Origin of the sequence: Streptomyces actinomycinicus (assembly GCF_016741775.1) — a bacterium.
Taxonomy (GTDB): Bacteria; Actinomycetota; Actinomycetes; order Streptomycetales; family Streptomycetaceae; genus Streptomyces; species Streptomyces actinomycinicus.
Genome location: NZ_JAERRK010000001.1, coordinates 602,877 through 617,875, shown reverse-complemented (window position 1 = coordinate 617,875; position 14,999 = coordinate 602,877). Strand labels below are relative to the sequence as shown.

Genomic DNA, 14,999 nt, shown 5'->3' with positions numbered 1-14,999 from the left:
CGGCGCCTCGGCGGTGCCGGCGGTAAGGAGTACGCCGCGTGTCCTCTCTCTTCCCCGCTCTGACGGACGGTCCGGGCGAGCGCAGCGAGATGGGGGTCCCCCCGGACGAAGTCCGGGGGAGGGTCGCCCTGCGGTTCGGGCCCAGGACCCTGACGTACGCGGCACTCGCGGGCGCCGCGGGCGCCGTCGCCGCCCGGGTCCGGGATGCGGGCCGGGTCGCCGTGTGGGCCACCCCGGAGCTGGAGACCGCGGTCGCGGTGACCGGCGTACTGCTCGCCGGGGCGGCAGCGGTGCCGCTCAACCCGAAGTCGGGCGAGAAGGAACTGGCGCACATCCTGTCCGACAGCGCACCGACGCTCGTCCTCACCCCGCCCGGCGCCGAACTACCGCCGGTATTCGGCGACTTGACGCGAATCGACGTCGACGCGTCCGTCACCGGCACCGCCCCTGGGGAGCAGGCGGCGGACGGTGACCCGGCGCTGGTCGTCTACACCTCCGGCACCACCGGCCCGCCCAAGGGCGCGGTGCTCCCCCGCCGGGCCCTCGCCACCACCCTGGACGCCCTGGCCGACGCCTGGCAGTGGACGGCGGACGACGTCCTGGTGCACGGGCTGCCGCCGTTCCATGTGCACGGGCTGGTCCTCGGCGTCCTCGGGCCGCTGCGGCGCGGCGGTTCGGTCCGGCACCTGGGCCGCTTCAGCACCGAGGGCGTGGTCCGGGAGCTGAACGACGGCGCGACGATGATGTTCGGCGTGCCGACGATGTACCACCGCATCGCCGAGGCCCTGCCGGACGACCCGGAGCTGGCCGGGGCCCTCGCGCGGGCCCGGCTGCTGGTGTCGGGCTCGGCAGCGCTGCCCGTGCACGACCACGAGCGGATCGCCGCGGCGACCGGCCGGCGGGTGATCGAGCGCTACGGCATGACGGAGACGCTGATGAACACCAGCGTGCGCGCCGACGGCGAGGCCCGGGCCGGCACGGTCGGGGTGCCGCTGCGGGGCGTGGAGCTGCGCCTGGTGGAGGAGGACGGCACCGAGATCACCGCGTACGACGGGGAGAGCGTCGGCGAGATCCAGGTGCGCGGCCCGAGCCTGTTCACCGCGTACCTGAACCGGCCCGACGCCACCGCCGCCGCGTTCACCGCCGACGGCTGGTTCCGCACCGGGGACATGGCCGTGCGGGAGGCCGACGGGTACGTCCGGATCGTGGGCCGCAAGGCCACCGACCTCATCAAGAGCGGCGGATACAAGATCGGGGCCGGTGAGATCGAGAACGCCCTGCTGGAGCATCCGGGGGTGCGGGAGGCCGCGGTCACCGGCGAGCCCGACGCCGACCTGGGCGAGCGGATCGTGGCCTGGATCGTCCCGGCCGACCCGCAGGCGCCGCCCGCCGCCGAGGAGCTGGCGGACCATGTGGCCGGACGGCTGGCCCCGCACAAGCGTCCCCGGGTGGTCCGCTACCTGGAGTCCCTGCCCCGCAACGACATGGGCAAGATCATGAAGCGGGCGCTGGCCGATGTCTGAGCGGCTCTCGGCACGGGAGATCCTGGCACTGGTCGCGGACGGGTCGGCCTTCCGGGAACTGCCCGGTGTCATGAGGGAACCGCGGCCGGACGGCCCGCTCGGCTGGCAGGGCTACGACGCCTCGCGCGCCCGCGCCGCCGACCGCACCGGTGAGCAGGAGTCGGTCGTGTGCGGCACCGCGACCGTCGGGGGCACCCGGGCCGTGCTGATCGCCTTCGAGTTCGGCTTCCTGGGCGGCTCGCTGGGCGAGCGCACCGGGGACCGGCTGGAGGCGGCGTACCACCACGCCCGCGCGCACCGGCTGCCGGTCGTGCCGTTGGTCGCCACCGGCGGCAGCCGGATGCAGGAGGGCATGCTCGCGCTGACCCAGCTCCAGCGGGTGGCCCGGGAGTCGGCGCTCACCCGGGAGGCGGGCCTGCCGCAGATCGCGGTGGTACGGGACCCGACGACCGGCGGCGGCTGGGCCACCCTCGGCGCCGGAGCCGACGTGGTGCTGGCGCTCCCCGGCGCCCAGATCGGCTTCGCCGGCTCCCGGGTCCGGCCGGCGGAGGCGGATCCGGCCGCCTACACGGCGGAGGCACAGGTGGCGGCCGGGTCGGCGGACGCGGTGGTCCGCCCCGGGGAGTTGCGGGAGACGCTGGGGGTGTGGCTGCGGCTGCTCACCACCCCGGCGCAGGAGGCCCCGGTCCCGCACGCCCTGGGCGCCGCCGGCCTCCCCGGCACCGGCTGGGAGGCCGTCCGCAGGGCCCGTTCGCCCGAACGCCCCCGCGCGGGGGCCTATCTGGACGCGTACTTCACCCGCCGGGTCTCGATCGACGGCGACCGCTGCGGCGGCACGGATCCCGACGGGATGCTGTGCGGGTTCGGTGAGCGGGACGGCCGTACGGTGGCGTACGCGGCGCAGACCGGGACGGCGACCCGGCCCGCCGGGTACCGGACCGCGGCCCGGCTCATCCGGCTCGCGGACCGGCTCGACATCCCGGTGCTGACGCTGGTGGACACCCCGGGCGCGGCCAATGACGCGGAGGCGGAGCGGCAGGGCGCCGGGCCGGCGATCGCCGAGGTGTTCGGGGCGGTGGCCGCCGCGCGGGTGCCGGTCACCACGCTGGTCGTCGGCGAGGGCGGCTCCGGCGGTGCGCTCGCGCTGGCCGCGCCCGGCAACACCTGGGCCACGCCGGACAGTTACTTCTCGGTGATCGCCCCCGAACTCGCGGCGGCGATCCTCAAACGCCGGCCGGAGGACGTGGAGGCGACCGCGGACCAGCTGCGCATCCGGCCGCAGGACCTGGTGGAGCTGGGGGTGGTCCGCGGCATCGTCGACGCCGCCGCGGACCGCCCCCGCCCCTGAGCGCTCTTGCGGCCCGGAGCCCCGGGGGCCCGCGGCGTCAGCCGCTGGTGGCCACGCCCCCGGGACGGCCCCGCACGGCCACCGCCCGGATGATCTCCTGGGTCACCGCGCCGCCCTTGTCGTCGTGGGCCGAGGCCCGCAGGGAGACGTGGGCGGCGCCGCGCGGCACGGTCAGCGAGCCGTGCCAGGAGGCGCCCCGGCCGGTGGTGAGGGGGACCGTCCGCCAGGTGGCGCCGTCGTCGTACGACACCTCCAGCCTGCCGCCGCCGATGGTTCCGGTGCCGGACGCCTTAGCCACGTACTCGGCGCCGAGTCCGACCGGCAGCCGCTGCCCGGCGCGCACCGTGCCGGCGAGGTCGGTGCCGACGTCGAAGGCGAGGTTGATCAGCGGCAGGTAGGTCCAGTGGTCGTCCGGGACGGCGGCCGACCGGAAGGTCCACTCGCTGTGGCCCTTCGAGGCGGGCTGCCAGGTCCCGGCGTCCAGCGCGGTGTCGGTGACCACCTTGTAGGTGTGCTCGCCGGCGGGCGCGTCCCACACGTAGGAGGCGGAACCGGTGCGGACCCGGTCGACCAGGGTGCCGTCCAGGTAGACGGCGCTGGTCTGGGTCATCCCGCTGTCCGGGCTCCACGCGTCGCCGAAGCCGGTGTGGTCGGGCCCGGAGTCGCCCCAGCCCGGGGTGTTCAACTGGATCTGGTTGCCGGCGCGTTGCTGGCCCCAGCCGAGCCCGGTGCCCAGCCACGGGTGCCACACGGGACGGAACCAGTTCCGCTCCGTCCGGGTTCCGCCGGCGTAGCGGATCAGTCCGCTGCGCTCCTCCAGGGCGCCGTCGCGGGCGGTGACGGACTCGTGCCAGCGCTGGCCGGGCCCGGTGGAGACGTAGTCGGTGCGCTCGGCCGGGAAGTCGGCGCGCTGCTGGAAGCCGAGGCCGACCTGGAAGGTGTCGGTGATCGAGTACCGGAACTCGCCGCCGCTCACCGGCTGAGCCGCGTGGAACCTGACGTGCACGGACGCCAGCCGGTCCCTGGTGGGCGCGTAGGTGAGGTCACAGTCCGGGATCGCGCCCGGGTGCCCGTGGGAGAGGTCGTAGGTGTACGGCGAGTTGCGGGTGCCGGTCATGTCGGCCGTGCCCTTCGCGCGCAGCCGCGCCGCGTCCGCCGCGTTCACCGTGGCGATCTGGAGCGGCCGGTCGGTGCCGTCGTCGGTGCCCCACCAGTGCATCAGCCGGCCGGCTGCGTCGTCCGTGACGAACAGGGCCCTGGCGCCCGCGTCCTGGGCGGCCCGGGCGAGAGCGGCCGGGTCGGCGCCGTCGGCGAGGCGCGCGAGCACCGCCTTGCCCGACACGCCGGTGAACGGTCCGTCCCCGACGTCCACCAGCGGCAGCCTGGTCCGCCCCTCGAGCAGCGAGCCGCCCGGCTGTACGGTCGCCTCGCCGATCCCCTTGACCTCCAGCATCGGCTTGCCGAGCCGCCAGACGGTCCGGTACTCGAACGTGCCCCGGCCGACCTTGCGGGTGGGCGCGGCGAAGACGCTGTCGTAGGTGAGGGGCACCTGGACCGCGTCGAACAGGTCGGCGCCGTCCGCCGCGCGGTCGTACTCCATGATCAGCTGCCGGGTCTCCGTGCGCCGGCCGACGTCCGCCGCGATCTCGCGCAGCTTCCGGCCGTCCAGGGTGACGTCGCGGTCCCGGTCGAGGGTGATCTCGGGCTCGGCGAGGAAGCCGAGGCCGAGCGAGTCGGCGCCGTGGCTGCCGTGCACGTCGAGGAAGGAGGTGAGGCTGTAGGTGCCCGGTTCCAGGCGCAGCTTCAGCGTGCCGGAGTCGCCGACCTGTGCGGTGTACGGGTCCACGCCCGCGGCGAGCGTCTGCACGGCGAGCTGGGCGGCGGTGGGCGCACCCCCGCGGTCCTTCACATGGACGGTGAGCGTGTACCGCTCCTCCTCCTTGACCATCCCGAACACGGTGTGCGCGAGCGGGGTGCCGTCCGTGCCGGTGGCCACGATCCGGCCGCTGGTCTCGCCGGCCGGCGCCTTGGAGCCGTCACCGGTGACGGTGGTGGCGGCGGTGCCGTGCGCGGGGACGGTGAGGGAGGAGTCGGCGAGCGCGGCGACGCCGTCCGGCGCGCCCTGGGCGGAGAGCTTCAGCCGCACGTCGTGGTCGGAGGAGTTGCGGTAGGTGAGGGTCCGGGTGACGGGCTCGTTCCGGTCGTAGGGCCAGCTGTAGAAGCCGAGGTCGGCGCTGCCGGTGGCGGTGACGTCCGCCTTCACGGTGCCGGAGACGCTGAGCCGGCCCGCCCCCAGCGTGTACGCGGACGCGTCGAGCCGTTCGGAGCCGGACATCAGCGCGTCCTTCAGCCGGGCGCCGGTCCAGTCGGGGTGGGCCTGGGCGAGCAGGGCCGCGGCTCCCGCGACGTGCGGGGTCGCCATGGACGTGCCGCTCATGGAGGTGTAGGAGCCGCTGCCGGGGGCGAGCTGGGAGCGGGCGGCGAGGATGTCGACGCCGGGTGCGCAGATGTCGGGCTTGAGGGCGTTGTCGCCGTACCGGGGTCCGGCGCTGGTGAACCAGGCCGCCCGGTCGGCGGAGTCGACCGCGCCGACGGTGAGGGCGGCGTCGGCGGCGCCAGGTGAGCCGATGGAGGACGGGGCGCCGGTGTTGCCGGCGGCGACGACGAAGAGCGCGCCGGTCTCCTGGGAGAGGGTGTCGACCGCCCGGGCCATCGGGTCGGTGCCGTCGCTGGCCTCGGTCGAGCCCAGGCTCATCGAGATCACCCGGGCGTGCACGTCCCGCGCCGCCCACTCCATGCCCGCGATGATCTGGGACTCGCTGCCCGAGCCCTGGTCACCGAGGACCTTGCCGACGGCGAGGGTGGCGTCGGGCGCGACGCCCTTCTCCTGGCCGTCGGAGGCGGCGCCGCTGCCGCCGACGGTGGAAGTGGTGTGGGTGCCGTGGCCGTTGCGGTCGGCGACGTCCTGCCCTTCGACGAAGCTCTTGGTGGTGGTCACCCGGTCCTTGAGGTCGGGGTGGCCCAGGTCGACGCCGGTGTCGAGGACGGCGACGGTGACGCCTTTGCCGGTGAGCCCGGCGTCCCAGGCCGACCGCGTCCCGATCTGCGCGTTGCTCTGGGCCATGTCGGCCTGCACCCGGCCGTCGAGCCAGACCTCGCCGACGCTGTCGCCGCGGACGAAGGTCCGCCAGAAGGTGCGCCCCCGGCGGGCCTCGACGGCCGCCCCGCGCAGACTCGGCAGGCTCCGGGTCCGCTCGGTGCCGGCCGGGGTGGCGGCGGAGCGGGAGGTGCCGTAGGTGACGATCAGCGGCAGCGCGTCCGTCCCGGCGTCCGTGAGCCCCTGCCGGATCAGCCCGCTCACGTCGAACAGCCGCCGGTCCAGCGTCCCGGCGCGCAGGTACGGCAGCGCCTCGTCCGGTACGACGGTGAGGTCGCCGTCGCTCCGCCGCGTCCGCACGGCACCGGTGGCCCCGCGGGGCCGCTGCACGGTGACGGTCTGTCTGCCGTGCCCGAGGTCGGTCACGGTCACTTCGTCGCCGGTGACGAGGGTGACGGTCGTGCCGGCGGCGGCGGTCGGGGTGTGCGCGGTGGGGGGCGGGGTGCCCGCGGCGGTTTCCCGTGCGGCCGCGGGGCCGGCCGGGAGCAGGGCGCCGATCAGCGCCGCCACCGCCAGTGCCGTCCCCGGTCTGACTGGTCCTGAACTCATCCACGCCTCTTCTCGTTCGATGCCGAGCGTGTCGCGTGCTGGGACGAGTGTGATGTGCCGTGGCCCGCAGGGGAGTTGCCCGGAGCTGACGGAAAGGTGCCCTGGCGGGTTCTCGCCGGTGTCCGTGCCTGTCACGTACGTCCGTTCGAAGATGTGACACGGGAAGCACCGTCCGTAACATGGGAGTTGTCACGAGACCGGGAACGACGGGGAGCGAGCGCGCCATGGACGGTTTGGTCGAGTTCAGGACCGAGGACGGCGCGCTCGTGGTGGTGGAGGACGTGCCCACCAGATCCGGCGCCCGGCTCGTCTCGCGCGCAGACGGGCCGGCCCAGGCCACGCGTACCTTCGAGGGCGCGCTGGACGGCGTACGGGCGGCGGCGGAGGCCGCATTGCGGGTCTTCCGGGACGGCAGCCTGCGGCCCGACGCGGTGGAGATCGAGTTCGGCGTGCGGATGTCCGCGGAGGCCGGTGCGATCATCGCGAAGGGCTCCGCGGAGGGCCACCTGGTGGTCAAGCTCAGCTGGTCCCCGGGACAGCCGGAGCAGGCCGCGCCCGGCCGGTCCGTGCCGGTGCGGACCGTCCCGGGCCAGAGCACGGCCGGCCCGGAGTCCGCCGACCGGTGATGACGAGCGCTTCCTGGCACGCCCGGATCGTCTGCGGCCACGAGGTGGGGGCCGGTTTCCTGGTCGCCGGCCGCCGGGTGCTCACCTGCGCGCACGTGGTCAGGTGGAGCGACCGGGCGGCGGTGAGCGTCTCCTTCCCGCACGCCAGGGAGCTGGGTGAACTGTCCGCATCGGTCGTCGCCCACGGCGGCTGGACGGGTGAGGCCACCGACCCCGGCGATGTGGCCGTACTCGAACTGGACCGCGACGTCCCGCTGGTCCCGGCCGGCTTCGCACCGCCCGACGCCGCCTACACCGAGCCCTACCCCAAGCTGGTCGCGTACGGCTTCCCGGAGGGCTACGACGAGGGCACGCTCGCCGAGTACCAGGCCGTGTCCGGTCAGTTGATCGCCGACGAGTGGCTGGAGCTGGTGGCCTGGCACGGACACGGGCAGCCGCTCGTGGCCGGGTTCAGCGGGGCGGCGGCGACCCTGCCGGACGGCCGGGTGGCCGGCATGGTCACCGCCGCCTCGGGAGCGCCGGACGTGCGCAAGGGCCGGATGCTGCCGCTGGACGTGATGGCCCGGTACTGGCCCGAACTGGGCGAGCTGGTGCCCTCCCCCGGCCACCGGGACGACGCCCGCCGGCGGCTGTACGCCCTGCTGCGCCGGGCCGCGGACGGCACCGGCCCGGATTGCGATCCGGACCGGCTGTACGTGGACGCCGTGGAAGCCTTCGGGCCGCCCCTGCCCCCGGGCGGTTTCCCCACCCTGTGGGCGGCTGCCGCGTACGTGCAGTGGGAGGTCCCGGACCCGGAGGCGGTGGGCCGGTTCGCCGACCGGCTGCGGGAACTGCTCGACGGCAGCCCGGCGTTACAGACCCCGGCGGCCGGGTCAGGACAGCCCGGGCCCGCTGCCGAGGCCGCGCCGGCCTGGTCCCCGGTGGTCGTCGAGATCGACCACAGCGGCGCCGGCCCCGATCAGGTGACCGTGGAGGTGTCCGCGTACCGGGACGGACAGCGCCGGCGGGTGGACGTGCGCCGGCTGCCGCGGACCGGAGTGCGGTCCTACGTCCAGGGCCGCATCGACGAAGCCGTCACGCAGCTCGCCCCCGACGCCGACGAACTGGTGACGTTCGTGCTGCCGCGCGAGTGGCTCAACGAAGCGGTGGCGCAGTGGGAGTGCGGCGCCGACGACAGCACGCCCCTCGGCTGCGCCTACCCCCTCGTCGTGACCGACCGGGCCCGCCACCACAGTGGCCGGCTCCGCCACCAGCTGCGCAAGAAGTGGCAGAAGCTCGACACCGGCGGCGGGATCGAGGTGCACCGCGTCGAGTGCGGCACCCGGGAGCGCCCGCCGAGCCTGCGCAAGCGGCTGTGGGACGGCGACGCCGGGCTGGCGGGCTTCGCCTCCGCACCCCCCACGGCCCGGCAGCACTTCGAGGTCGGTCTCACCGTACCCGTGCCGGTCCTGCTGTGGTCCCGGACCGGCTGCTCCTGCACCGGCCACGGGGACGCACCCCGCACCGGCACCGCGGGAGGCGAACCGCCCCGCACCGGCGATCCACTCCTGCGCACGGGCACCCCGGAGAACGAACCGCCCTGCCCGGGTGCCGCGTTCCTCGACCAGCTCACCGCCTCGGTCGCCGAGGTACCGCCCGCCGAACTGCCCCGGCACGTCCTGTCGCTGCGGCTGACCGCGGACGCCGCCGAGGAGCCGGACCTGCACTGGGCCCGGGACCTGCAGCTGCTCTGGGACGACCCACGCTGCTTCCCCGAGCCGGCCGCGTCCCTCCACTCACCCGTCGCCTGACCGCCCGCACGACCGACCGCCCCCCACGGAGAAGAAGAGCCCATGCCCCTGTGGCCCGTCTACACCGGTACGAACGAGCCGCACGACGGCATCGCGAAGCTGCCCCCGCCGCCGCCCTGGCGGGCCTTCGACGGCGGTCCGGTGCTCACGGCGCCGGACACGACGGCCGACGCCTCCGCCGTCTCCCCGGACCGTACGCACCGCGCCGAGACCTACCAGGCCACGGAACAGACCGTCGAACTGGTCAACGCTGCCCTGTACCTGCGCCGGCCGCTGCTGGTCACCGGCCCGCCGGGCACCGGCAAGTCCTCACTCGCCTACGCGGTCGCCCGTGAACTGCGGCTCGGCCCTGTGCTGCGCTGGAACATCACCAGCCGCAGCACGCTCCACGACGGCCTCTACCAGTACGACCCCCTGTCACGGCTGTACGCGGCCCGGCGGGACCGGCCGGAGGGCGCGGACGACCGCTCGGGCATCGAGCACCATCTGCGGCTGGGCCCGCTGGGCACCGCCCTCCTGCCCTACGAACGGCCCCGTGCGCTGCTCATCGACGAGATCGACAAGAGCGACCTCGACCTCCCCAACGACCTGCTGAACGTGCTGGAGGAGGGCCAGTACGAGATCCCCGAGCTGGTGCGCGCCGCACGGCTCGCGCCGGGCGGCGTCGCCGAGGTGCCGGCCGACGGCGGCCAGCGGGTCCCGGTGGCACACGGCCGGGTGCGCTGCCGTTCCTTCCCCTTCGTCGTCCTCACCAGCAACGGCGAGCGCGAGTTCCCGCCCGCCTTCCTGCGCCGCTGCGTCACGCTGCATCTGCGGCAGCCCGACGACCGGCATCTCGCCGAGATCGTCCGCGCCCATCTGGGTGAACCCGACGCCTACGCGCGGACCCTGATCGACCGTTTCCTGTCCCGGTCGGGCGCCGGCGACCTCGCCACCGACCAGCTCCTCAACGCCATCTACCTGGCCCGTTCCGCGGACCTGGACACCGACTCCCTGGACCGGCTGGCCGAACGGCTGATGCCGTACCTGGGACAGTCCGCACAGAACGATGTCTTCTGAGGCCCCCGGCTCCCCCGCCGGCCGTCCCGGCGGCCCGGACCCGCTGGCCCGCCTCGCCGACGTGCTGGCCGAGGCGGGCCGGGGGGTCCGCCCGAGCCCGCTCGAACTGGCCGAACTGCTGTGGCTGGCAACCCACATGACACCCGACGGCAACGGCGCCGACGGCGGGAGCGCCGGCCCCGGCGGGCAGGAGGTCCCGGAACGGGAGCCTGCGCCGACGCCGACGCCGGGACAGCCCGCGTCCCCGTACCCGGACCGGTACCGGCCGCCCGGGCCGTTCCCGGCTGCGGCACGGGACCCGGAGACCGCCCGGGCGCCCGGAGCCGCCCCGGCCGCCCGGCCGCCCGCCCGTGTCCCCCTGCACCTTCCCTCACCGCGCCCGGCCACCGCGGCGGACCGGCCCCACGCCGACCTCCTGGCGCCGGCGCCCCCGATGCTGCGCCACCCGCTGGCGCTCCAGCGCTCGCTGCGACCGCTGCGGCGCCGGGTCGACGCGCCCGTGGGCCACGAGCTGGACGAGCAGGCGACCGCCGACCGCATCGCCCGCCTCGGCGCCGGCCCCGAGTGGTGGCTGCCGGTACTGCGCCCGGCGCGGGAGCGCTGGCTGCGGCTGAACCTGGTGTACGACGCCGGACCCACCATGCCGGTCTGGCGGCCCCTGATCCGCGAACTGCACACGACGCTCGTCCAGTCGGGGACCTTCCGCACGGTCGCCCTGTACCGCGCCGCCGCCGACGGCACCGTACGCGGCCCCGGCGCGCACACTCCCGCCGACGGCCGTACCGTCATGCTCCTGATCAGCGACTGCATGGGCCCGCAGTGGCGGGAGGGCCCGGCCGGCACCCTCTGGTACGCCACCCTGCACCGCTGGGCGCGCCGGATGCCGCTGGCCGTCGTACAGCCGCTGCCGGAACACCTGTGGCGGGACACGGCACTGCCCGCCGTCCCCGGCCGGCTCGCGGCCCCGCACCCCGCGGCACCCGCGGCGGCGCTCTCGTTCACCCCGTACGGGCAGGACGAGTGCACCGGGGCCGGCGGCACCGTCCCGCTGCCCGTCCTGGAGCCGGGGCCGCGCTGGCTGGCGCACTGGGCCGGGCTGCTCGCCGCGGCGGGAGGAGCGGAGTTCCCCGGCGCGGTCGCCCGGTTGGGCCGTCCACTGCCCGTGGACGCCGAGGACCGTACGGACGTCGGTCTGCTGTCCGCCCGGGAACTGGTCCTGCGGTTCCGGGCGAGTGCCTCGCCCGAGGCATTCCGGCTGGCCGGGCATCTCGCGGTGGGGCGCCCCGACCTGCCGGTCATGCGTCTGGTGCAGGCCGCGGTGGAACCGGATCCGCGCCCGCAGCACCTGGCCGAGGTCATTCTGAGCGGCATGCTCACCGCGGTCCCGGACGGCCCGCCCGGCTCCTACGCCTTCCGGGACGGCGTCCGCGACCTGCTCCTGCTCGGCCTGCCGCGCAGCGCCCGCCACCGCACCAGTGAACTCCTCGGCCGGATCGGGGAGTTCATCGACCGCAGAGCCGGACGGGCGGCGGGCGAGTTCCGGGCGTCGGTGCCGTCCGCCCCGGGCGGCGCGGGGGCGCCCGGGGAGGGCGATCCGTTCGCGACGGTCACCGAGGACAGCGTGCGCCGGCTGTCGGCGACCAGGGACGGGGAGCCACCGACCACGGACGAGAAACCACCGGTGACCGTGGACCGGGACGCGCCGCCGACCACGGACCAGGAACCACCGACGACCGTGGACCGGGACGCGCCTGCGGTCGTGGACCGGGAAGCGCCTGCGGTCGTGGGCCGGGAGGTGCCGGCGGTCGTGGACCGGGAAGCGCCTGCGGTCGTGGGCCGGGAGGTGCCGGCGGTCGTGGACCGGGGGGTGCCGGCGGGTGCGGGTGCGGAGCTGTCCTCGGGGCGGGGAGCCCCCGTCGGCCGGCCCGAGATCCGCTTCGCGGCGGACGCGCTCTCCAGCCGCCCCGAGGCCCGCATCACCCTCGAGGCCGCCGTGCACGAGATCCTCGCGCGCGGCTCCCTCAGCCCCCGCCAGTACGAGGTGCACGTCCGCCCGGACGGCTACCTGGTGCGCACCGAGCCCGGCGCCTATCTCCTGCCCCTCCTCGTCGCCGTCCTGCGGGAACTCCCCCAGGCGCTCACCCGGCTGACCGATCCGCCGCGGCTGCGGGTGACGTTCGGACAGCCGCCCGGGCAGCTGTCCGGCCGCCCGCCGGATGCGGCCGCGGATGCCGTGGTGGTCGTACCGCCCGCGCTGTACGACGACTTCGCCGCCAGCTCCGCCGCCCAGCGCGCCCAGCGTTTCCGGCCGCTCTTCGGGGACAGTTCCCCGGACAGCCCGCCGGCCGCCTGGTACTGCCTGCTCGGGCCGCGGTCCCCGGAGTCCGGCGAGCGCGACCTGGTACAGGGCCCGTTCATCGCGCACGACCTGCACGCGCTGGGCATCCCGACCCCGGGCCGCACCGCCGTCGTGCACACCCGGCCCGACGGCCCGCTCACGCTGCTCGACCCGATCCACCCGTACGGCACCCGGCCGCCGCGCCCGGAGACGTACTACTCGGTCGACCTCACCCCCCACGAGTCCCGGCACATCGTCTCCCTGCCGAGTTCCGGCAAGGGCGCGTTCAAGGCCGCGGTGATGCTCTCCTGGCGCGTCGCCGATCCGGTCGCCTTCGTCCGCGGCGAGGCCACCGGTGTGCCCGGCCTGCTGCTGGAGCACCTGTGCGCGACGGCGGCCCCGGTCACGCGCCGCCATCCGCTGCGCCGGGCGAGCGCGGCCCAGCGGGCGGTGAACGCGGGGGTGGACGACTGGCCGGTGCCCGGGCTCGCGGTGTCCTACACCGTGCAGCTGGTCCCCGAGTGGGCGCCCGCCCCCGCGGCGGAACCGCCGGTTCCGTCCCGTAGGCGGCTGGCGTCCCTCCTCGCCGGCACCGAAACGGTGCTGATCGGCTTCGACGGACCGCTCGCCCGGCTGTTCCCGGCGCAGACGGCACGGGAGGCCGTGCTCGACCTGCTGGCGATCGTGGCCGACCACCGCGACCCGCAGGACGCGCTGGCGGGCCGTCCGCTGCCCGTCATGAGCGCCGCCGGCCGGGAGGCGTTCGCGCATCCGCTGGACCTGCTGCGCGCCTTCGCGCACGACCGGCTCGGCCCGCTGCTGCGGGCGCGCCTGGACGACCTCGAACTGGCCGCCGTCCCCGACGCGCCCACCACCCACCGGTCCCCCGTGCTCGTCCGCGCCCTGCACCGGGCGGGCCGCCGGGTCAGCGTGGTGACGGACGTGGGCACCCCGGCTGTGCACCGCTATCTGGTGCCCTACCGGCTGCCCTTCGCGGGCGTCCACGGCCGCCGCGACGACCTCGGGCTGCTGACACCCCACCCCGACTGCCTGCTGCGCGCCCTGGACGCGCTCGGCGCCCCGGCCCGCACCGGCGTCCTGGTCAGCTCCTCGGTCGCCGAACTCACCGCGGCCCAGCAGCTCGGTCTGCGCGTCATCGGCTACGCCCCCTCCGCCGCCGGACGCCGGACTCTGCGCGAGGGCGGCAGCGAGGTCACCCTGTCGTCCCTGGAGCCGCTGCTGGAGGCCGCTCACTCGCTCTGATCCCGGCGACACTCCGGTACGGCCGGAAATTACGCCCGTTCAGCCGCGCCCCGCCCGGTCGCCCAGGAAAGGCGCCCGCTTCCGGCCCCGCGCAGGATTCCAGTGAGCCCGCCGCACAGGCGGGGACCGTGAAGGCCCGCGCACTCGGGAGGATCCGCCGTGACCGTCAGCCTGGAGCAGTTGCGCCGCTGCCACTTCGCCGTCGACCTGGGCGCGGCCCGCACCCGTGTGTACGTGAAGGGCGCCGGTCTCGTCGTCGACCAGCCCTCGGTCGGGGCCGTGAACACCCACACCGGCGCGCTCATCGCCGTCGGCGAGTTCGCGGAGAAGATGACGGGACGGACCCCGGACTACATCAGGGTCGTCCGGCCCGTCTCCGGCGGCACGGTGGTGGACATCGAGATGGCCCAGCGCATGCTGCGGCATCTGCTCGGCGACAAGATGCGCCGGGCGCTGCGCCGCAAGCCCCGGCTGCGTGCGGCGGCCTGCACCCCGCACGACGCCGATCCGCTGGCCACCCGGGCGACGATCGAGACGCTGGTCGGGCTGGGGGCCCGGAAGGTCGAGCTGGTGGACACGCTGATCGCCGCCGCCGTGGGCTGCGGGCTGCCGGTGGAGCGGCCGGAGGCCAGCATGATCATGGTGTGCGGGGCGGCGGCCACCCAGGTCGCGGTGCTCTCGCTGGGTTCCATCGTCACCGCCCAGCGGATCCCGGTGGGCGGCGAGGCCGTGGACCACGCGATCGTGCAGCATCTGCGGCACCAGCACGCACTGCTGTTGCCCAGTCAGTCGGTACGGCCGCTGCAGCTCGCCCTGTCGGGCAACGGGCTCACCCCGCACGGCCCGGCGTCCACCGAGATCCACGGCCGGGACGTGGCGACGGGGCTCGCGCGCAGCGTGCGGGTGGACACCGCCGCGGTGCGGGACGCGATCCAGACCCCGCTGACCGCCGTGCTCGACGGCATCGGCAAGGTGCTGCGCGACTGCCCGCCCGACCTGGTGGCCGACCTCGCGGACCGCGGCATCATGATGGTCGGCGGTTCCGCGCTGCTGCCCGGGTTCGACCAGATGCTGCGGCAGGCCACCGGGATGCCGGTGCACATCGCCGAGCGGCCCGACGTGTGCGTGGCCCAGGGCCTGGGCTTCATGCTGGAGGGCCGGATCGAGCCACTGGCCCTGGACCCGCTGGCCGCCTGATCCGCTCCGGTCCCGCGGCACGTCCGGCGATCGGCTCCCTCCTCTGCCGCCGCTGCCGCCGCTGCCGGACAGCCGGCGGGGCCGGGACGCGGCGCTGGTGCAGGTCCGCCCGGGGCGCGGGGCGGGTCAGCAGGTCCGGGACGCCAGGG

The 14,999-nt window shown here is 75.6% G+C and carries 8 protein-coding genes; 7 read left to right on the top strand and 1 reads right to left on the bottom strand.

Annotated elements, in window-relative coordinates; translation table 11 throughout:
* The first annotated feature begins 38 nt into the window (after positions 1-38).
* On the top strand, positions 39-1,523 hold the full coding sequence (locus tag JK359_RS02720) for an acyl-CoA synthetase (protein WP_372445336.1): 1,485 nt from the start codon (positions 39-41) through the stop codon (positions 1,521-1,523).
* Complete coding sequence (locus JK359_RS02715) at positions 1,516-2,871, top strand: carboxyl transferase domain-containing protein (RefSeq protein ID WP_201831153.1); 1,356 nt, start codon at positions 1,516-1,518, stop codon at positions 2,869-2,871. The genes JK359_RS02720 and JK359_RS02715 overlap by 8 nt, the downstream gene beginning before the upstream one ends.
* 37 nt (positions 2,872-2,908) lie before the next feature.
* Here JK359_RS02715 and JK359_RS02710 read toward each other — a convergent pair whose 3' ends face one another.
* Entirely contained in the window at positions 2,909-6,577 is a 3,669-nt protein-coding gene (locus JK359_RS02710; protein ID WP_201831152.1) for a S8 family serine peptidase, read from the bottom strand.
* 224 nt (positions 6,578-6,801) lie between these two features.
* On the opposite strand from JK359_RS02710, the gene JK359_RS02705 reads away from it, so the two are divergent.
* The 5 genes from JK359_RS02705 (at position 6,802) to JK359_RS02685 (ending at position 14,850) form a co-directional block, all read left to right on the top strand.
* The gene (locus tag JK359_RS02705) at positions 6,802-7,203 is read left to right on the top strand and encodes a CU044_2847 family protein (protein ID WP_201831151.1); all 402 of its coding nucleotides are present in this window, start codon (positions 6,802-6,804) and stop codon (positions 7,201-7,203) included.
* A complete protein-coding gene (locus JK359_RS02700; protein ID WP_201831149.1) occupies positions 7,203-8,993 on the top strand; it encodes a VMAP-C domain-containing protein in 1,791 nt (596 codons plus the stop codon). Before JK359_RS02705 ends, JK359_RS02700 begins: the two co-directional genes overlap by 1 nt.
* A gap of 42 nt (positions 8,994-9,035) precedes the next feature.
* Complete coding sequence (locus JK359_RS02695) at positions 9,036-10,052, top strand: AAA family ATPase (protein ID WP_201831148.1); 1,017 nt, start codon at positions 9,036-9,038, stop codon at positions 10,050-10,052.
* Complete coding sequence (locus tag JK359_RS02690) at positions 10,042-13,653, top strand: SAV_2336 N-terminal domain-related protein (protein WP_201831147.1); 3,612 nt, start codon at positions 10,042-10,044, stop codon at positions 13,651-13,653. Before JK359_RS02695 ends, JK359_RS02690 begins: the two co-directional genes overlap by 11 nt.
* Before the next feature lie 159 nt (positions 13,654-13,812).
* Positions 13,813-14,850, top strand: a complete 1,038-nt coding sequence (locus JK359_RS02685) for a rod shape-determining protein (protein ID WP_201831146.1) — start codon at positions 13,813-13,815, stop codon at positions 14,848-14,850.
* The last annotated feature ends 149 nt before the right edge of the window (positions 14,851-14,999 follow it).